This is a genomic window from Nocardia sp. NPDC051833, assembly GCF_040681225.1.
Lineage (GTDB): Bacteria > Actinomycetota > Actinomycetes > Mycobacteriales > Mycobacteriaceae > Nocardia.
Window position 1 is genome coordinate 1,193,659 of record NZ_JBFAYK010000002.1, and the last position, 18,342, is coordinate 1,212,000.

Consider the following 18,342-nt stretch of genomic DNA (forward strand, 5'->3'; position numbering starts at 1 on the left):
CCGGTGGGTGATACCGGTACGGTAAAAGCTTCACCGGGGTGGAGGTTCAAGGGATTGTGACGGACGACACAGGCTTGCTGATCAGCATCGGGGAACTGGCCCGCGCCACCGGATTCCCGGTGCGCACGATCCGGTTCTATTGCGACGAGGGCATTCTCGACGCCCGGCGCAGCCCGGGCGGGCATCGGTTGTTCGAGGCCGACGGCGCGACCGAGCGCTTGCTGCTGATCCGGCGACTGCGTGCGTTCGGGCTCGGGTTGGAGTCGATCACGGCGGTGCTGCGCGGGGAACGATCGATCGACGAGGCCGTCGCCGCCGAAAGTGCGCGGGTCGAGGGCGAATTCCGGTCGGTGGCATGGCGGCGGGCCTCGCTGCGGGCGGTCGGGGCGGCCGACCCGGCGCAGCGGGCCGACCGGCTGGCCCTCTTGGCCGCCGCCCAGGACGGCGGTGCGCTCCACGACGATCTCGTGCGGTTCTGGCGGCGGATCCTCGCCCCGATCGACCGGCACGAGGTCGACCGCTATGTGGGCTGGAATGTCCCGGAGCCGCCCGCCGACCCGACCGTCGACGAGGTCGTCGCCTATGCCGAACTGGCCGCCCTCGTGGCCGATCGCACGATGAGCGACGCGGTGCGACAACACCTCTGGTGGCACCAGCCGGACCTGATCCGCGACCCGCGGGGCCTGTACGCCGACGTGGCGGACGCCTTGACGGACGTGGTGGCACGGGTCGCGGACGACGTCCGGCCACGACGCGGCAGCGAACTCGACCGTTTCGTCGAGGCCCACGCCGATGCCCGAGGACTCCGCGATTCCCCGGCCTTCCGCGAGCAACTGCTGACCGACACCCCCGACCACCGCATCGACCGCTACTGGACACTGACTGCCCAGCTGGTCGGCGAGCGGATCACCGTCGGCCACGCGATCGACTGGGTGCGTGGCGCGCTGGTCGACTCGGCGGGCGCGGCGACCTGCTAGGCGTCGAGGGTGATCGGTTCGGCGGGTGGGCCTTTCAGCAGGAGGTCCGCCAGGCGGGTGGGTAGGTCACCGGGGACGACGCGGTCGGGGTTGGCGGCGAGGTCGGCCAGGGTCCACCAGCGGTGGCCGGTGACGGTGGCGCGTTCGACCTCGGTGAAGCCGGAGGTGTCGATGTCGAACGCGGGGACGCGGGGACGCGGGCGAGGAAGTAACGTTCGCGGCAGTCGTAGGTGGTGCCGCCCCAGGTGGCGTAGGCGCGGCGGCGCCAGACTTCGGGACCGACGACGAGGTCGGTGAGACCGGTTTCCTCGTGTGCTTCTCGGGCCGCGGTCTGCTGTGGTGTCTCGCCGTCTTCGGTGCCGCCGCCGATCGGATACCAGAAGGTGCGGCCGTCGGCTTCGTCGGTGCCGGAGAACAGCAGGAGCCGGTCGTGCTCGTCGAGCAGGACCAGCCGGATGGAGTGCCGGACAGTCGGTTCGCGGCGATCGGTCGTCGGAGGCACGGTGATTCCTGTTCTGTCGACGAGCGGGATCACCTCCAGCATGCCCGATCGCGAGTGGGCTATCGGCTCGCGGCGATCGGGGCGAGGTTCAGGGTCCAGTCCTGGCCGAGGACGTCGTGGCCGAAGCCGGGGTGGGGGTCTTCGGTGGTCAGGGTGAAGCCGGCGGATTCGTAGATGCGGCGGGCCGCGGACTGGGCGTCGGTGGTCCACAAGGTGATTCGCCGGTAGCCGGATTCTTTCGCGAAGGCGATGACCGTGTCGACCAGGTCGGTGCCGACGCCGAGGCCGCGGGCGGCCGGGGTGACGAGGAGGGTGCGCAGTCTGGCCACTCCCGGCTCGGTGCCGCGCACGCAGAAGACGCAGCCGGCGCGGCGGCCGTCGACCTCGGCGATCCAGGCGGCTTCGACGGCCGGGTCGTGCGCGGTCGCGTAGTCGCCGACGATGCCGGCGACCATGGCCTCGAAGTCGGTGTTCCAGCCGAACTGCTCGGCGTAGATCTCGCCGTGGGCCATCACCACCCAGCCCAGGTCGCCCGGCTGGTCGGCCGAGCGGATCAGGACTCGCGCATCGTCGGACATCGGTCACCTCCACGGTTCACTGAAACGATTGTTTCAGTAGCTGTAAGCTACCGCCATGGGCACCGCCGCGACAACCCCCTCCGCCCGCGAGACCGAACTGCTGGAGGCCGCCTACCGGTACGTCCTCCAGCACGGGCTCGCCGACCTCTCCCTGCGCCCGCTCGCGACCGCCATCGGGTCCAGCCCCCGGGTCCTGATGTTCCTGTTCGGCAACAAGGACGGCCTGGTCCGGGCCCTCCTCGCCCGGGCAAGGGCCGACGAGCTGACCTTCCTCGACGCCCTGACCGACCACCCCACTCCCCCGGACCTCGCCGCCGCCGTCGACCAGGTCTGGCGCTGGCTGTCCGCGCCCGAGCACCACCCGCTCCTGCGCCTGTGGACCGAGGCCTACGCCCGCTCCCTGGTCGACCCCGACGGCCCCTGGACCGGCTTCGCCCGCACCACCGTCGACGACTGGCTCGACCTCCTCGCCCGCTTCCAACCCCCGGCCCACCGCGACACCCCCACCGCCCGCACCACCCGCACCCTCGCCCTGGCAGTCCTGCGCGGCGCCCTCCTCGACCTCCTCGCCACCGGCGACGAACCCCGCGCGACCGCCGCCGTCCAGCACCACATCACCACGCTCCGCAGCACCCCCGGCTGACCGCACCGGCCGGCTCGACATCACCGTGCTCGCGGCCTGCGGCCAGAAACGTCACGCTCGGCGCCGCGCGGTGTCCTGGCCTACGGGCCCGATCCGTCACAGTCACGACACGACTTCCACACGTACTCGGTAGGCGCGAGTTCGACCGACTGCAGCAGCGACCAGTCGAACCTTGCCCAATAGGTGCAGGTGCGGCCCGACTCCGGATCGGTCGCGACGAAGGCGTCGATGTCCCGCGTCGAACGCATCCCGTCGAAGTAGTGGACATGCCAGCGCCCACTGTCGACGAATTCGTCGTAGGTACACGACCACGGCCGCAGGTCGGCCACCGTCTCCAGCACCGGCGGCGGACAATCGCCATGACGAACCAGCCGCCGACCGACGAACCACTCGACCGGGCTGGTCAGTTCGATGCGAAGGCCAGGCCAGAACGACAGGTCCCACCGCGCTTTCCGCCATTCCGTACCCACACCGAGAATCTCGACGGCCGCCGAATCCGGTGCGCCCCACGCCGCGAGATAGTCGTCGAAACGCTGTCGAGGCGCACGCCGGAGCCGCTGCTCGGCCAGTGCTGTCTCCACTCGCGTCGCACCGAGGGAATGGAGCAGAGCCGCGGCCTCGATGGGCGCGCTGTCACGCATCACATGCAGCATCGCCAATTGATAGTCGTACAGCGACAACATGATCGAACCCCCGGGCGACTCGGCGTAGTCGGAGACGAACGTACCAGTCTCGGCGAGGAGCGATTCGGGACCGCGCACCAGGCGGAGGTATTCCGATCTGCTCGGAAACCGCCTGGGCCCCGCGAATCCGCTGGGCCCAGGCGGTGCGTTGGTCAGCCCAGGGGGCCGGTGACGGATTCGGCGGCGGTGAGGAGAGTGCCGGAGGTGGCGAGGTGGTAGGCGGCGTCGATGTCGGGGGCGAGGTAGCGGTCGGGGCCGGGGCCGGGGACCTGGGTGCGGAGGGCGTCGCGGACGGCGGCGGTGGCGGGGGCCGGGGTGAGGGGGGCGCGCAGGTCCAGGGCGCGGGCGGCGGTGAGGGCCTCGATGGCGAGGACGCGGGTGAGGCCGTCGATGGCGCGGCGGAGTTTGCGGGCGGCCGACCAGCCCATGGAGACGTGGTCCTCCTGCATGGCCGAGGACGGGATCGAGTCGACCGAGGCGGGGGCCGCCAGGCGCTTGAGTTCGGAGACGATGGCGGCCTGGGTGTACTGGGCGATCATGTGACCGCTGTCGACGCCGGGATCGTCGGCCAGGAACGGGGGCAGGCCGTGGTTGCGGGCCTTGTCCAGGAACCGGTCGGTGCGGCGTTCGCTGATACTGGCGACATCGGCGACGACGATCGCCAGGAAGTCCAGGACATAGGCGACGGGGGCGCCGTGGAAGTTGCCGTTGGATTCGACGCGGCCGTCGAGGGTGACGACGGGATTGTCCACGGCACTGGCCAATTCGTAGCCGGCGACGCGTTCGGCATGGGCCAGGGTGTCGCGCGCGCCGCCGGCCACCTGCGGGGCGCAGCGCAGCGAGTAGGCGTCCTGGACCACCGTGCAGTCGGGGGTCGCGTGGCTGGCGACGATCGCCGAATCGGCCAGCAGGCGGGTCATATTGGCCGCGGCGACGGCCTGCCCGGGCTGGGGACGCAGCGCCTGGAGGTCGGCGGCGAAGACCTTGTCGGTGCCGAGCAGGCCCTCCACGCTCATGGCCGCGGTGACATCGGCCAGGCGCAACAGCTGCCGCAGGTCGTGGCAGGCGAGCACCAGCATGCCGAGCATGCCGTCGGTGCCGTTGATCAGCGCCAGCCCCTCCTTCTCCTCCAGTTCGACCGGCTCGATGCCCGCGGCGGCCAACGCCTCGGCGGCGGGGAGCAATTCGCCGTCGGCGTCGCGCACCGTGCCCTCGCCGAGGACGGCCAGCGCCACGTGCGCCAGCGGCGCGAGATCGCCGGAACAGCCGAGGCTGCCGTACTCGTAGACCACCGGGGTGATCCCCGCCGACAGCAGCGCGGCGTAAGTCTCGGCGACCACCGGACGCACGCCGGTCCGGCCGGTGGCCAACGTGGACAGCCGCAGCAGCATCAGCGCGCGCACCACCTCCCGCTCCACCTCGGCGCCCGAGCCGGCCGCGTGCGAGCGGACCAGGCTGCGCTGCAACTGTTTACGCAGCTCGAGCGGGATGTGCCGGACGGCGAGGGCGCCGAAGCCGGTCGACACGCCGTAGACCGGCTTGGGGTCGGCCGCCAGCGCCTCGATCCGCCTGCGGCTCGTGCCGATCGCGGCGAGTGCCTCCGTCGACAGCCGCACCGCGGCGCCGTCCCTGGCGACCCGCACCACGTCCAGGGGCGCCACCGGCCCCGTCCCGACGACGACCGGTTCCACCGCGACCGGTGCGGTCCGGTCCGAGTCGATGCTCACTATGTTTTCTCCATTCCGAACGATGTGCGGGACCAGGTTTCTCAGGCGATATCGGCGACGGGATCCGGCGCCGCGACCGGTTCGGGCACCTCCGGCGCCGGGGCCGGACGGACCCATAGCCGGTAGGCCACCCACAGCAGGACCAGCCAGACCGCGCCGACGACCAGGGCCACCCGGCTGTCGGCGTCGAAGGCGATCACCGCGATCACGAACACCAGGAAGCCGATGGTGATCAGCTGGCCGTAGGGCCACAGCGGCACCGGGAACTTCAGCGCGGCGACCTCGGCGGCCGACATCCGCTGCCGCGAGCGGTAGTGCGAGAACAGGATCATCAACCAGACGAAGATGGTCGCGAAGGTGGCGATCGAGGCGATCACCAGGAACACCTTGTCCGGGATCAGGTAGTTGAGCAGCACGCCGACCAGCAGGGTGACGGTCATGATGACCACCGTCATCCACGGCACCCCGTTGCGCGAGACCCGCCGCATGACCGCGGGCGCCTGACCGCGCTGGGCCATGCCGTACATCATCCGGCCCGCGCCGAAGATGTCGCTGTTGATGGCCGAGAGCGCCGCGGTGATCACCACGACGTTCAGCACGGCCGCCGCGGGGCCGAGGCCCAGGCTCTGGAAGATCTGCACGAACGGGCTGCCCTCGTCGCCGATGGTCTGCCACGGATTGATCGCCATGATCACCGCGAGGGTGAGGACGTAGAACAGGATGATCCGGACCGGCACGGTGTTGATCGCGCGCGGGATGGTGCGCTGCGGGTCCTCGGCCTCGCCCGCGGTGATGCCGATGATCTCGGTGCCGCCGAAGGCGAACATGACGATCGCGAAGCAGGCGACGAAGCCGCCGAAGCCGGTCGGGAAGAAGCCGCCGTCGGCCCACAGGTTCTGCACGCCGCCGCTGGTGTCGTGGATGCCGAAGCCGAAGATCAGGATGGCGATGCCGCCGGCGATCATGGCCACGATGGCGACGATCTTGACCAGGCTGAACCAGAACTCGACCTCGCCGAACACCTTCACGCTGAGCAGGTTGATCGCGCCGATGAAGAAGATGATCGACAGCACCCAGATCCACCGGGGCACGTCGGGGAACCAGAAGCCCATGTAGACGCCGAACGCGGTGACGTCGGCCAGACACACGATGAGCATCTCGAAGGTGTAGGTCCAGCCGGTCACGAAGCCGGCCAGCGGGCCGAGGTGCTTGCTGGCGTACTCGCCGAACGAACCGGAGACCGGGTTGCTCACCGCCATCTCGCCGAGGGCGCGCAGCACGATGTAGATCGCGGCGCCGCCGATCAGGTAGGCGAGCAGCACCGACGGGCCCGCCCGGTGGATGGCCTCCGCCGAGCCGTAGAACAGGCCGGTGCCGATGGCCGAGCCGAGCGCGATGAAACGGATGTGACGCGCGGTGAGTCCGCGCGTCAGCACAGCAACGGGCTTGTTCAAACCATTCTCCCGGGATCGGAAAGGCGCACGGATCGGGTGATACCCGGCGGATTCGCCTGTGGGGCCGGTCACAACGACCGCTACATGTATAAACCTGTATATACAGCTATGTCAACGCACGGCCGGTCGCCGGGCAGCCTAGCGCTTGACGTACCTGTCTATACAGGCATATACATATCGGACGTGATCCAGCGCACACGCGCCGGTCCCACGCTCGACGGCGTCACCGCAGAAAGACAGGCCGCTATGACCAGCTCCGGCAGTTCCGAGGACCTCCTCACCCCCGAACGCCGCACCATCGACGTCGTCCCCGACAGCGAACGGCACGGCACGCCGCGCAGCCAGTTCACCCTCTGGTTCGGGGCGAACATGCAGATCACGGCGGTCGTCGACGGCGCGCTGGCGGTGGTGTTCGGCGCCGACGCGCTGTGGGCGATCGTCGGGCTGCTGCTCGGCAACGTCTTCGGCGGCGTGGTGATGGCGCTGCACTCGGCGCAGGGCCCGCGGATGGGGTTGCCGCAGATGATCTCGAGCCGGGCCCAGTTCGGGGTCAAGGGCGCGGTCGTGCCGCTGGTGCTGGTGATCCTGATGTACCTGGGCTTCGCGGCGACCGGCACCGTGCTGGCCGGGCAGGCGGTGAACAACATGCTGCACGTGGACAACCCCGTGATCGGCATCGTGATCTTCGGCGCGCTGACGGCGTTCGTCGCGGTCACCGGGTATCGGCTGATCCACGTCGTCGGGCGGATCGCGACCGTGATCGGGATCGTCGGCTTCACCTATCTGACGGTGCGGCTGTTCGCCGAGTACCCGGTCGGCGACTTCGTCGGGGTGATCGGCTTCGACATCGTCACCTTCCTGCTCGCCATCTCGCTCGGCGCGGGCTGGCAGCTGACCTTCGGCCCGTACGTCGCCGACTACTCCCGCTACCTGCCGCGCAGCACCAGCGAGCGCACCACCTTCTGGTCGACGTTCCTGGGCAGCGTGCTCGGTTCGCAGTGGGCGATGACCTTCGGCGCGCTGGTGGCCGCGGTCGCGGGCAAGGCCTTCCTCGCCGACCAGGTCGGGTTCCTCGGGCACCTGGCCGGGCCCGCCGTGCTCGCGTTCTGCGTGTACCTGGTGATCGTGGTGGGCAAGCTGACGGTCAATGTGCTCAACGCCTACGGCGGGTTCATGTCCATCCTGACCACCGTCACCGCGTTCGACGGGCGCTCGCAGATCTCCACCCGTGCCCGCACGCTCTACATCGTCGGGTTCGTCGGAGTGTCGATGGTGATCGCGATCGCCGCCAGCGCGGACTTCCTGAACAATTTCAAGAACTTCGTGCTCGTGCTGCTGATGGTGTTCACGCCGTGGAGCGCGATCAACCTGATCGACTACTACCTGATCTCGAAGGAACGGGTCGACCTGCCCGCGCTCTACGACCCGCACGGCCGCTACGGCGCCTGGAACGTGCCCGCGCTGGCCTGCTACGGCCTCGGCGTGATGGCCCAGATCCCGTTCCTGGCGCAGAAGCTCTACACCGGTCCGATCACGGATCTGCTCGGCGGCGCCGACATCTCCTGGATCGTCGGCATCGTGTTCACCGCGGCGATCTACTACCCGGTCGCGCGCCGCACCGCCCACCCGCCCGCGCGGATGATCTACCCCGCGCACACCGACATGGTCGACACCCGCACCTAGGAGGACTCCCCCAGTGCCCACCACCGCACTGACCGGCATCGGCACCCTGGTCACCAACGACCCCGCCCTGGGTGACGGCCCGCTCGGCCTGCGCCGCGACGCCGCCGTCGTCTTCGACGACGCGACGGTGGTGTGGGTCGGCGACAGCGCCGCCGCGCCCGCCGCCGACACCGGCGTCGACCTCGGCGGGCGCGCCGTGCTGCCCGGCTTCGTCGAGACCCATTCGCACCTGGTGTTCGCGGGCGAGCGCGCCGAGGAGTTCGCGGCCAGGATGGCCGGGCGCCCGTACGGCGCGGGCGGCATCCGCACCACCATCGCGGCCACCCGCGCCGCGACCGACGAGCAGCTCGCCGCGAATGTGGCGCGGCTGATGGACGAGTCGCTGCGCGCGGGCAGCACCACCGTCGAATGCAAGAGCGGTTACGGCCAGACCGTGGCCGACGAACTGCGCAGCGTGCGGATCGCGGGCCGGTTCACCGACGAGGTGACCCTGCTCGCCGCGCACGTGCCGCCGCCGGAGTACGCCGGTCGCGCCGACGACTACGTCGCGATGGTGTGCGCCGAGATGATCCCGGCGTGCGCGCCGCACGCCCGGTGGATCGATGTGTTCTGCGAACAGGGCGCGTTCGACCGCGACCAGGCGCACGCCGTGCTCTCGGCGGGCATCGCGCACGGCCTGGTGCCGCGGGTGCACGGCAACCAGCTGCACCAGGGTCCCGGTGTGCGGCTGGCGGTGGAACTCGGTGCCGCGTCGGTGGATCACGTGACGCATGTGAACGCCGCCGATATCGACGCCCTGGCGGGCAGCGACACCGTGGCCACGCTGCTGCCGGGCGCCGACTTCTGCACTCGCAACAGCTATCCCGACGCGCGGGCCCTGCTCGACGCGGGCGTCACCGTGGCGCTGGGCGCGGACTGCAATCCCGGCACGAGCTATACGACGAGCCTGCCGTTCTGTATCGCCCTGGCCGTGCGTGACCTGCGCATGACGCCCGACGAAGCCGTCTGGGCGGCGACCGCGGGCGGCGCGCGGGCGTTGCGCCGCACCGATATCGGCACGCTGACGCCCGGTGCGCGCGCCGACGCGATCGCGCTGGACGCACCCTCCCACCTGCACCTGGCCTATCGTCCCGGTGTCCCGCTGATCGACCGGGTGTGGCGCGCGGGCGCGCTCGCCGCGACGAAATGAGGTCTGCCCGATGACATCCGCATGGACCGGCCGGATCGACGGCGCCACGCCCGAACACCTGCGCTGGCATCAGGCCGTGGCTCCCTACGCGCCGGGCGCCGATCCCGGCGCGTGCGTGTTCGTCGGCTTCGCCAGTGACGAAGGGGTGCGGCGCAACAAGGGCAGGACGGGCGCGGCCCGGGGCCCGGAGGCATTGCGCCGCGCGCTGTCGCCGATGGCACTCGGCGCACCGCTGCGCGCCTACGACGCGGGCACCGTCGCGGTCACCGACGGCCGGCTCGAAGACGGCCAGCGCCTGCTCGGCGCGACCGTGTCGGACCTGCTGGACGCCGGTGCCTTCCCGATCGTGCTCGGCGGCGGACACGAAGTCGCCTACGGCACCTATCTCGGGGTGGCCGGCGCGGCGCGGCGCACACCCGACACCGTCGTCGGAATCCTCAACCTGGACGCGCATTTCGACCTGCGCCCCGATCCCGTGCCCAGCTCGGGGACGCCGTTCCGGCAGATCCTCGACCAGGATCCCGACGTGCGGTACGCGGTGCTCGGGATCAGCCAGCCCAGCAACACCACGATCCTGTTCGACACCGCCGATCGGTTCGGTGTGCGGTACCTGCTCGACGACGACTGCGCGCCGGACCGCGCCGCCGCGTTCGTGGCGGAGTTCCTGGCGGGGATCGATCTGCTCTACCTGACCATCGATCTCGACGTCCTGCCCGCCGCGGTCGCGCCGGGAGTCAGCGCGCCCGCCGCGTTCGGCGTGCCGCTGCCGACGATCCAGGCCGTCTGCGACCAGGTCACCGCCAGTGGCAAACTCGCCGTCGCCGATGTCGCCGAACTCAATCCGGATCTCGATATCGACCAGCGCACCGCGCGGACCGCGGCCCGGCTGCTGCACCGTCTGGTCACCCGGCATGTCCGCGGCTGAGATCGACGATCTTGCACATTAAGGCTTGCCTACCCTAAAGTCTGCCGCGATCCGGTTCGCAACCTTCGCATCTCGGCGGTGGTGACGACCGCGCCGTCGTCCCGCACCCGCCCGCCGACCGATCCGCATGCACCACAGCGTCTTCCGCCTGCCCGACGGCCAGGCGCGCTCGGTCGTGCGCGATGAGGAATGCCCACCGTGTCCACTCCCGCTCTGCGCAGTCCGGCGCTGCGCCGTCTCGCACTCTTCGCGCTCGGTGCCGCCGCGCTGGCGCTGTGCGTCGTGCTGAGCCTCGCGCTCGGCTCGCGGTCGGTGCCCGTCGGCACCGTCGTCGACGCGATCCTCGGCCACGGCGCCGATCGAGACGCGGCGGTGGTCACCGGAATGCGGTGGCCGCGAACGGTGGTCGGACTGGTGGTCGGGGCGGCCTTGGGACTGGCGGGCGCCATCGTGCAGGGGGTCAGCCGCAACCCGCTGGCCGCGCCGACGACGCTCGGTATCAACGCGGGCGCGGCGCTCGCGGTGGTCACCGCCATCTACGCGCTGGGCCTGAGCCAGCCGGGACAGTACGTCTGGTTCGCCTTCGCCGGTGCCGCCGTCGCGGCGGCGACCACCCTCGCGCTCGGTCGCCGGGCCGGTGACCTGGACCCGATCCGGCTGGTGCTGGGCGGCACCGTCGTGCAGCTGGTGCTGGCCTCGTGGACCTCGGCGGTCCTGCTGTTCAGCGAGCGCACCCTCGACGAGGCCCGGTTCTGGCTGGTCGGTTCGATCGCGGGACGCGAACTGTCGGTGCTGGTTCCGCTGCTGCCGCTGTTCACGGTCGGCGCCGTCGTCGGGCTGGCGATCACCACCGGGCTCAACGCGCTGGCCCTCGGTGACGAGGCGGCCGAGGCACTGGGCGTGCCGGTCACCCGGATCCGGGTCGCGGGCATGGTCGCGGTGGTCCTGCTGGCCGGTACCGCGGTGGCGGTGGCCGGGCCGATCGCGTTCGTCGGGCTCGCCGCGCCGCACCTGGTGCGCCTGGTCGCGGGCACCGATCACCGGGTGCTGGTGCCCGGATGCCTGCTGGCCGGGCCGTTGTTGCTGCTGAGCGCCGACATCGTCGGCCGGATGATCATGCGCCCGACCGAGGTCGAAGTCGGCATCGTCACGGCGTTCCTCGGCGCCCCGCTGCTGGCGGTGCTCGCGACGCGGAAGGTGCGCCGATGACCACCCTGATGACCTCGACGACCGCGCGGGTCCGGCTGCTCGCCGCGGTCCTGGCCGTCGCGCTGCTCGCGCTCGTGACCATCGCGCTGGCCACCGGCGAAGTGCCGATGGACGCGATCACCGCCCTGCGGGCCGCGGTCGGCCTCGGCGATCGCGGTGACGTCTATGTGGTGCAGGAGTTCCGGGCGCCCCGGATCGCGGCCGGGGTCGTCGCGGGCGCGGGCCTGGCCGTCGCGGGCGGCGTGCTGCAACGGCTGTTCCGCAATCCGCTCGCCTCCCCCGACGTGATCGGCGTGACCGGCGGCGCCTCGCTCGGCGCGGTGGTCGTGCTGGCCGCGGGCGCCAGCCAGTACTCGATTCCGCTCGCCGCGCTGGCGGGCGGCATGGTGGCCGCGGTCGCCCTCGGCGCGATCGGCTGGCGCTCGCAACTGTCCACGGCCCGGCTGGTGCTGGTCGGCCTGGCGATCCAGGCCGGGCTCGCCGCCGCGGTGAATCTGGTGATCGTGCGCTTCCCCCGGGAACTGGCGGGTTCGGCGATGCATTGGACCGCCGGGTCGCTCTACGGCCGGACCTGGCCGGAGGTCACCGGCGCTGCCCTCGGCTCCGTCGTCGTGCTGGTCGCGCTGGTCGTGCAGTACCGCACCCTGGCGGTGCTCGATCTCGGGGACGACTCGGCGGGCGGACTCGGGGTCGGCGTCTCCGGCGCGCGGCTGCGGCTGCTGTGCACCGCCGTGGCGCTGGCCGCGCTGGCGGTGGCCATCTCCGGGCCGATCGTGTTCGTCGCGCTGGCGGTCCCGCAGCTGGTGCGGCTGCTGTGCGGGCCGCCGACGGCGGCGACCCTCGCCGTGACCGGACTGGCGGGCGCGACCCTGCTCACCGCCGCCGACTTCGTCGCGCAGAACCTGCTGCCGGTGCGGGGACTGCCGGTCGGCGTCGTCACCACGACCGTCGGCGCACCGTGGCTGCTGTGGCTGCTCGTGCGCGACAGCAACCCGGCGAATCGGAGGAACGCATGACCGAGCGACCGAGCAACGAACTCGCCACCCGCGCACTGGCTCTGCGCTACGGCGAGCGCACCGTGATCGACGGCCTCGACCTGGTGCTGCCCGGGCACGCCGTCACCGCGATCGTCGGCCCCAACGCCTGCGGCAAGTCGACGCTGCTGCGCGGCCTGACCCGGTTGCTGCGTCCGGCGGGCGGCACCGTCACCCTCGACGGCGCCGACATCCACCGGATGTCGGCGCGCACTCTGGCCCTGCGGCTGGGCCTGCTCCCCCAGCAGCCGATCACCCCCGAGGCGATCACCGTCGAAGCACTGGTGCGCCTGGGCCGCTACCCGCACCAGAAGATGCTGCGCCCCTGGTCGGCGAGTGATCAGGCGGCGGTCGAGGAGGCCATGGCGCGCACCGGCACCACGGCGCTGCGCGACCTGCCCGTCGACCAACTGTCCGGCGGCCAGCGCCAGCGGGCCTGGATCGCCCTGGCACTCGCCCAGGACACCGATCTGCTGCTGCTCGACGAGCCGACCACCTTCCTGGATCTGCGCCATCAACTCGACGTGCTCGATCTGGTCGCCGACCTCAACGCCGACGCGGGCCGCACGGTGATCATGGTGCTGCACGATCTCGGCCAAGCCGCCCGCTACGCCGACCACCTGGTGGTCCTGCGCGACGGCGCGCTGGCCGCGGCCGGGCCGCCCGCCGAGGTCCTCGACGCCGACCTCGTGCGCACCGTCTTCGACGTCGAGTGCCGGGTGATCCCCGATCCGGAAACCGGGACCCCCCTGGTGGTTCCGCTGGGCCGCGCCGCCCGCGCCCGCGTCTGACCTCCCGCCCCGGCGACCCCGTTCCGGGTCGCCCTGTCCCCCACCAGAAATGAGGACCGTCATGTCCCTTCGACGTCTCCGCGCCCGCGGAGTCCGCCGGGCAGGCACCGTGGCCGCGGGCGCGCTGCTCGCGCTCGGCACGCTCGTCGGCTGCGGCACCGACACCGCCACCACCGGCGGCGCGAACACCGCCGCCGACGCCGCGAGCTTCCCGCGCACCCTCGACACCGTCATGGGCCAGGTGACCATCCCGCGAGTCCCGCAGCGCGTCGTCGTCCTCGACACCGCCGAACTCGACTCGACCACGCTGCTCGGCGTGACCCCGGTCGGCGCGGTCATCCCGCACACCAAGACCGCGGGCGGCTTCCCCGACTACCTGAAGGCGGGCCTGGACGGCGTCACCGATGTCGGCCCACTGCTGGAGCCGAACCTCGAGCGCATCGCCTCGCTGAAGCCCGATCTGATCCTGTCCTCGAAGATCCGGCACGAGAAGATCTACGACAAGCTCAGCGGCATCGCGCCGACGGTGTTCACCGAGACCACCGGTGGCCCGTGGAAGGCCAACCTGGCCGTGCACGGCAAGGCCCTCGGCCTCGACCAGCCCGCCGCCGACGCGCTGCGCAAGTACGAGGCCCGCGCGCGGTCACTGGGCGCGGCGATCACGGCGAAGAACAACGGGACCGCGCCGTCGGCCTCGGTGGTCCGCTTCCTGGCCGGCCCGACCCGGCTGTACCTGACGCAGTCGTTCAGCGGTGTCGTGCTGACCGATGTCGGCCTGAACCGCCCGGCCAACCAGGTCTCGACCGACGCCAAGAAGACCATGCTCGAGGTGAGCCCGGAACAGATCGACGGCGCCGACGCCGACCTGATCTTCGTCGCCACCATCGACGACCCGGGCAAGACCCCCAAGAACGCCGTCACCAGCGGCCCGGTGTGGCGCGATCTGGCCGCGGTGAAGAACGGCAAGGTGTTCGAGGTGCCGGACGAGACCTGGATGTCGGGCATCGGCGTGCAGGCGGCCCAGCGGATGCTGGCCGACATCGCCCAGGCCACCGGCGTGCCGCTGCCCGCCGAGTGAGCGCGCGGGATCAGAAGTAGCGCACCCAGACATAGATCCAGGCCATCGTCGTGCTGAGCAGGGTGACCAGGATGCCGTATCGGGTGAACTGCCAGAAGGAGATGCGCTGGCCGGCGCGGGCGGCGATGCCGAGGGCGACGACGTTCGCGCTGGCCGCGACGGCGGTGCCGTTGCCGCCGAAGTCGGCGCCGAGGGCGAAGGCCCACCACAGTGATCGCCCGGTCTCGGGGTCGGGGGCACCGGCGACGATGTCCTCGACCACCGGCGCCATGGTGGCGGTATAGGGGATGTTGTCGACGAAGGCCCCGAGCAGCGCCGACCCGAAGACCAGGGCGGTCGCGGCCAGGAAATAGTCGTCACCGACCAGGTCGATCGCGGCGGCGCCGATGGCCGCGATCACGCCGGTGTGCACCAGCCCGGCGACCATCACGAACAGGCCCATGAAGAACACCAGCGTCGGCCATTCCACCTCGTGCAGGATCTCGCCGATGTCCAGGCCCGAGACCAGCACCATGGTGCCCGCGCCGACCAGCGCGATCACCGAGGGCGCGACGTGCACGACGCTGTGCAGGCAGAATCCGACGATCACCCCGGCCAGCACGATCAGCGACCGGACCAGCAGTTTCGGGTCGCGGATCGCGCGGCGTTCCCGCAGGGCCATCACCGCGTCGACCGAACCGGGATCGGTGCGCAGCGCCGAGCGGAACAGCAGCCGGGTGAGCGCGACGAACACCACGAAGGTGAGCACGACGATCGGGGCCATGTGCACCAGGAAGTCGTTGAAGCTCAGCCCGGCCCGGCTGGCGATGATGATGTTGGGCGGGTCGCCGATCAGCGTCGCCGCGCCACCGATGTTCGCGGCCAGCACCTCGGCGATGAGGAACGGCTGCGCGGCGATGCCGAGCCTGCGGCACACCACCAGCGTCACCGGCGCCACCAGCATGATGATGGTGACGTTGTCGAGGAACGGCGAGGCCACCGCGGTGATCAGCATGAGCATCACCATCAGCCGGTAGGGGTTGCCGCGCGAGCGCTTGGCCGACCAGATCGCCAGGTAGTCGAACAGCCCGGTCTGCTTGACCACCCCGACGATGATCATCATCCCGAGCAGCAGGAAGATGACGTTCCAGTCGATGCCCTCGTGCGGCGAGAAGAACACCTCCTCGCCGGGGATCAGCCCGATCACCGCCATCAGGCCCGCCGCGATGAGCACGGTCTTGACCTTGTCGGCCTTCTCGGTGGCGATGAAGAAGAAGGCGACCACGAAGATCAGCACGGCGAGGGCGGCGGCCATCGTCGCGCCTCAGTCGCCGGGGCCGACGACGGCCAGGCTGGTCAGCAGCCGCTCCAGCGTGATCGCCCCGCACAGGGTGCGCGAGCGGTCGACCACGGCCAGCAGCGGACTGTGCTTGCGCGCCATCAGGATCGCGATCTCGAGCAGGGTCGCGTCCGGGGTGACGGTCGCCGGGGTCACCGCGCCGTCGGGCAGGCAGTCACCGACGGTGAGGCTGCCGGGTTCCTGCCAGAAGAGGTCGGCGTGCACCTCGTCGATCGTGCGGACCAGCGACGGATCGCTCTGGTACGAGCCGGGGATCACCAGGCGCAGCACCTGGGTGCCGGGCAGCACGGCGACGGGCCGGTCGGCCGCGTCGACGACGATCAGACCGGGCAGCCGGTTGACCACCATCAGCCGTACCGCCCGCGCGACCGGGTCGCTGGGCCGCACGGTCGGCAGGTTCATCGCGATGTCCCTGGCGCGCACGGCGGATCACTCCCGGTCCGTGCTCAGGTGGTCGAGGCGCCGTTCGAGCCGGGCGAGCCGGTCGCGGACCGAACTGCTGTGCAGCAGTTCGGCGACCTGGTCGGCCTCGTCGGGCGCCAGCGCGATATCGGCGGCGGGCTCGTCGCTGCCTGGGGCGTAGGTGAGCAGGTGCCGGGTGCCGGTCGGCTCCGTCAGCAACGCGAAGCGGGTGCCGCGCCGAGTGCGGAAGCCGTACAGCACGCCGGTGCCGGGGATCGTCGTGCGATCGGTGTCCATCGGCGAGCGAGTCCTTCCTGACCTGGTGGAATGCGTCCACCACCGAGTCTCGGGCGCCGGGCCGGCCGCCACCATCGGCCGTGACACCCATTTCCGGCGCCGCGGTATCGACCAGCCGGGCCGGGAATGGGTGCCGGACCCCATGGACAACAGCGCGGGCGCGCCAGCATGCTGGGTCGTATGAGCCGTTCAGCAGCCCGAACTCCGGTGACGGCCCTGTTCTGGCGGGTGTGCCTGCTCAACGGGGTCGTCTTCACCCTCGGCACGCTGGTCCTGGCGTTCTCCCCCGCCACCGTCTCGGCGCGGGTCCGGCTGACCGAGATCCCGGTGCTGCTGATCGGGCTGGCGGTGATCCTCACCGCCAACGCGATCGCGCTGCGCCGGAGCTTCGCCCCGCTCGACGAACTCGTCGCCTCGATGCGCCGGGTCGATCCGCCGCATCGCAGCGACCGGCTGGACCGGCACGCGAGCGGCGACTTCCACCACCTGATCGAGACGTTCAACGCCATGCTCGACCGGCTCGAGGCCGAGCGTTCGGTCGCCGGGGCCACTGCGCTGGCCGCCCAGGAGGGCGAGCGTCAGCGCATCGCCCGTGAGCTGCACGACGAGATCGGGCAGAGCCTGACCGTGGCGCTGCTGCGGCTCAAACGGGTGCTCGACCGGGCGCCGGCGGAGTTGCGCGAGGAGGTCGAGGAGGCGCAGGAGACGGTGCGCGGGTGCCTGGACGAGGTCCGCGGGATCGCCTCGCGGCTGCGCCCCGACGTGCTCGAGGACCTGGGACTGCACAGCGCGATCAACGCGCTCTGTCACGAATTCACCCGCACCGCGGCCATTCCCGTGCACCGGCAGCTGGACCCGGACATCTCCCGGCTGGACCCGAACGTCGAGCTGGTCTGCTATCGGATCGCCCAGGAGAGCCTGACCAATGTGCTGCGGCACGCGGGCGCCGACGAGGTCCATCTGCGGCTGACCCCACGCGCGGGCACCGTGCTGCTGTCGGTCTCCGACAACGGGCGCGGCGGCGTCGTCCAGGACGGGGCGGGCATCCGCGGCATGCGCGAGCGCGCCATGCTGATCGACGCGACGCTGACCATCACGTCCCCGGTCGCCGGGGGTACTGCCGTCGAACTCGCCGTTCCCGTGCGGCGGAACGGAGCATCGACATGACCGCGCCGACCCGGATCCTGCTGGCCGACGACCACGCCCTGGTCCGCAGCGGCCTGCGGATGATCCTGGACAACGAACCGGACCTGCGGGTGGTCGCGGAGGCGGCCAACGGGTTCGACGCGGTGACCGCGCTCGCGCAGGACGGGATCGACCTGGTGATCCTCGACATCGCCATGCCGCGGATGACCGGCATCCAGGCCGCCCGCGAGATCGCCCGCACCCGGCCGGGCGTGCGGATCCTGATGCTGTCGATGTACGACAACGAGCAGTACTTCTTCGAATCGCTGAAGGCGGGCGCGTCCGGCTACGTGCTCAAGTCGGTGGCCGACCGCGACCTGATCGAGGCGTGCCGGGCCACCATGCGCGGCGAGTCCTTCCTCTACCCGGGCGCGATCACCGCCCTGGTGCGCGACTACCTCCAGCTGGCCCGGCAGGGCGCGACGCTGCCGGACACGATCCTGACCCCGCGCGAGGAGGAGGTGCTCAAGCTCATCGCCGAGGGGCACTCGGCCCGCGACATCGCCGCCACGCTGGTGATCAGCGCGAAGACCGTCGACCGGCACCGGGCCAACATCCTGCAGAAACTGGGGCTGCGCGACCGGCTCGAGCTCACCAGATACGCGATCCGGGCCGGGCTGATCGAGCCGTGAGAACGCCGACGGCC

Annotated in this window: 19 protein-coding genes; 11 read left to right on the forward strand and 8 right to left on the reverse strand. The window is 71.1% G+C overall.

Annotated features, from left to right (window positions below; all coding sequences use genetic code 11):
• Positions 1 to 56 precede the first annotated feature (56 nt).
• Complete coding sequence (locus AB0L91_RS23670; RefSeq protein WP_365013268.1) at positions 57 to 977, forward strand: MerR family transcriptional regulator; 921 nt, start codon at positions 57 to 59, stop codon at positions 975 to 977.
• Between the two features lie 34 nt (positions 978 to 1,011).
• On the opposite strand, the gene AB0L91_RS23675 is transcribed toward AB0L91_RS23670, so the two are convergent.
• Positions 1,012 to 1,479 carry an NUDIX domain-containing protein gene (locus tag AB0L91_RS23675; RefSeq protein ID WP_365013270.1) on the reverse strand — a complete coding sequence of 156 codons (468 nt, stop codon included), beginning with the start codon at positions 1,477 to 1,479 and terminating at the stop codon, positions 1,012 to 1,014.
• A 59-nt stretch (positions 1,480 to 1,538) separates the two neighbouring features.
• Positions 1,539 to 2,057, reverse strand: a complete 519-nt coding sequence (locus tag AB0L91_RS23680) for a GNAT family N-acetyltransferase (protein ID WP_365013273.1) — start codon at positions 2,055 to 2,057, stop codon at positions 1,539 to 1,541.
• 55 nt (positions 2,058 to 2,112) lie between these two features.
• Between AB0L91_RS23680 and AB0L91_RS23685 the strand changes: the two genes are divergently transcribed.
• Positions 2,113 to 2,700, forward strand: a complete 588-nt coding sequence (locus AB0L91_RS23685; RefSeq protein WP_365013276.1) for a TetR family transcriptional regulator — start codon at positions 2,113 to 2,115, stop codon at positions 2,698 to 2,700.
• Between the two features lie 80 nt (positions 2,701 to 2,780).
• Here AB0L91_RS23685 and AB0L91_RS23690 read toward each other — a convergent pair whose 3' ends face one another.
• The 3 genes from AB0L91_RS23690 to AB0L91_RS23700 form a co-directional block, all read right to left on the reverse strand.
• The gene (locus tag AB0L91_RS23690; RefSeq protein ID WP_365013279.1) at positions 2,781 to 3,383 is read right to left on the reverse strand and encodes a hypothetical protein; all 603 of its coding nucleotides are present in this window, start codon (positions 3,381 to 3,383) and stop codon (positions 2,781 to 2,783) included.
• A gap of 152 nt (positions 3,384 to 3,535) precedes the next feature.
• Positions 3,536 to 5,110 (reverse strand): histidine ammonia-lyase, encoded by a 1,575-nt coding sequence (gene hutH, locus AB0L91_RS23695; RefSeq protein ID WP_365013281.1) that lies wholly within the window; start codon positions 5,108 to 5,110, stop codon positions 3,536 to 3,538.
• 41 nt (positions 5,111 to 5,151) lie between these two features.
• Positions 5,152 to 6,564 carry an amino acid permease gene (locus tag AB0L91_RS23700; protein WP_357345457.1) on the reverse strand — a complete coding sequence of 471 codons (1,413 nt, stop codon included), beginning with the start codon at positions 6,562 to 6,564 and terminating at the stop codon, positions 5,152 to 5,154.
• A gap of 246 nt (positions 6,565 to 6,810) precedes the next feature.
• On the opposite strand from AB0L91_RS23700, the gene AB0L91_RS23705 reads away from it, so the two are divergent.
• From AB0L91_RS23705 to AB0L91_RS23735, 7 genes are all read left to right on the forward strand, one after another.
• Positions 6,811 to 8,247 (forward strand): cytosine permease, encoded by a 1,437-nt coding sequence (locus AB0L91_RS23705; protein ID WP_365013707.1) that lies wholly within the window; start codon positions 6,811 to 6,813, stop codon positions 8,245 to 8,247.
• Between the two features lie 13 nt (positions 8,248 to 8,260).
• Positions 8,261 to 9,436, forward strand: a complete 1,176-nt coding sequence (gene hutI / locus AB0L91_RS23710) for an imidazolonepropionase (RefSeq protein WP_365013285.1) — start codon at positions 8,261 to 8,263, stop codon at positions 9,434 to 9,436.
• A gap of 10 nt (positions 9,437 to 9,446) precedes the next feature.
• The gene (hutG, locus tag AB0L91_RS23715) at positions 9,447 to 10,361 is read left to right on the forward strand and encodes a formimidoylglutamase (protein WP_365013288.1); all 915 of its coding nucleotides are present in this window, start codon (positions 9,447 to 9,449) and stop codon (positions 10,359 to 10,361) included.
• Positions 10,362 to 10,559: 198 nt separating this feature from the next.
• Entirely contained in the window at positions 10,560 to 11,570 is a 1,011-nt protein-coding gene (locus tag AB0L91_RS23720; protein ID WP_365013291.1) for an iron ABC transporter permease, read from the forward strand.
• On the forward strand, positions 11,567 to 12,586 hold the full coding sequence (locus AB0L91_RS23725) for an iron ABC transporter permease (protein WP_365013294.1): 1,020 nt from the start codon (positions 11,567 to 11,569) through the stop codon (positions 12,584 to 12,586). Before AB0L91_RS23720 ends, AB0L91_RS23725 begins: the two co-directional genes overlap by 4 nt.
• Positions 12,583 to 13,395, forward strand: a complete 813-nt coding sequence (locus AB0L91_RS23730) for an ABC transporter ATP-binding protein (RefSeq protein WP_357345448.1) — start codon at positions 12,583 to 12,585, stop codon at positions 13,393 to 13,395. The genes AB0L91_RS23725 and AB0L91_RS23730 overlap by 4 nt, the downstream gene beginning before the upstream one ends.
• Before the next feature lie 61 nt (positions 13,396 to 13,456).
• Positions 13,457 to 14,473 carry an iron-siderophore ABC transporter substrate-binding protein gene (locus tag AB0L91_RS23735; protein ID WP_365013297.1) on the forward strand — a complete coding sequence of 339 codons (1,017 nt, stop codon included), beginning with the start codon at positions 13,457 to 13,459 and terminating at the stop codon, positions 14,471 to 14,473.
• 10 nt (positions 14,474 to 14,483) lie between these two features.
• Here the strand turns inward: AB0L91_RS23735 and AB0L91_RS23740 are convergent, their stop codons facing one another.
• From AB0L91_RS23740 to AB0L91_RS23750, 3 genes are read right to left on the reverse strand one after another with little or no spacing between them, the layout of a single operon-like run.
• Positions 14,484 to 15,767 carry an ArsB/NhaD family transporter gene (locus AB0L91_RS23740; RefSeq protein WP_365013300.1) on the reverse strand — a complete coding sequence of 428 codons (1,284 nt, stop codon included), beginning with the start codon at positions 15,765 to 15,767 and terminating at the stop codon, positions 14,484 to 14,486.
• Between the two features lie 9 nt (positions 15,768 to 15,776).
• Positions 15,777 to 16,214: a CBS domain-containing protein gene (locus AB0L91_RS23745; protein WP_355275661.1), complete on the reverse strand. Its 438-nt coding sequence runs from the start codon at positions 16,212 to 16,214 to the stop codon at positions 15,777 to 15,779.
• Positions 16,215 to 16,241: 27 nt separating this feature from the next.
• Entirely contained in the window at positions 16,242 to 16,511 is a 270-nt protein-coding gene (locus AB0L91_RS23750; RefSeq protein WP_357345441.1) for a hypothetical protein, read from the reverse strand.
• Between the two features lie 180 nt (positions 16,512 to 16,691).
• Between AB0L91_RS23750 and AB0L91_RS23755 the strand changes: the two genes are divergently transcribed.
• Positions 16,692 to 17,678, forward strand: a complete 987-nt coding sequence (locus tag AB0L91_RS23755; RefSeq protein ID WP_365013304.1) for a histidine kinase — start codon at positions 16,692 to 16,694, stop codon at positions 17,676 to 17,678.
• On the forward strand, positions 17,675 to 18,328 hold the full coding sequence (locus AB0L91_RS23760) for a response regulator transcription factor (protein ID WP_365013307.1): 654 nt from the start codon (positions 17,675 to 17,677) through the stop codon (positions 18,326 to 18,328). The genes AB0L91_RS23755 and AB0L91_RS23760 overlap by 4 nt, the downstream gene beginning before the upstream one ends.
• Positions 18,329 to 18,342: the final 14 nt, after the last annotated feature.